The sequence below is a fragment of the Lysinibacillus sp. 10T31 genome, assembly GCF_056394365.1.
This window is the reverse complement of record NZ_JBFTHS010000225.1, coordinates 1-414: the sequence shown is the minus strand read 5'-3', so window position 1 is coordinate 414 and position 414 is coordinate 1. Positions and strand designations below refer to the sequence as shown.

Below are 414 nucleotides of genomic sequence, written 5' to 3'. Positions count from 1 at the left end.
CCTGGGGCTCAAGAACACCGAGATAAAAACGCTCACGGAGTGTGTCCACCGCAGCCGTATCTTGCGCAATCGAGGCAGCCATCACCAACACCAGTGGATAACAGCGCCCCGCGACCCTGTCGCCCGGCCCCTGGAGCAGCAAATCCTGCGGCGCAAGCCTGGGAGTGGCATGACCGAAACTGTCCACGACAATGTCCATTTGCTCGAAGATCCGGTCACGGTACTCAAGCTTCGCAAGGTGCTCGATCCTGGCCGCCGCCTGCCCCCATTGACGCAAGGTCAATGGCTTCGCCAGTGCGTCTTTCTTGAGTGCCAGGGCATTTTCGGTAAGCGCTGGCGGCGATTCGAAAGAGCTGGCCAGACCCGCGACGAACGTCGGTGCCTGATGTTTGTAAAGCTCGCGCTCGATCGCTG

The 414-nt window shown here is 60.4% G+C and carries 1 protein-coding gene; it reads right to left on the bottom strand.

Annotation, left to right across the window (positions count from 1 at the left end):
- A partial coding sequence (locus AC1DCY_RS27765; protein WP_477356018.1) for a hypothetical protein occupies window positions 1-414 on the bottom strand: 414 nt, incomplete at both ends.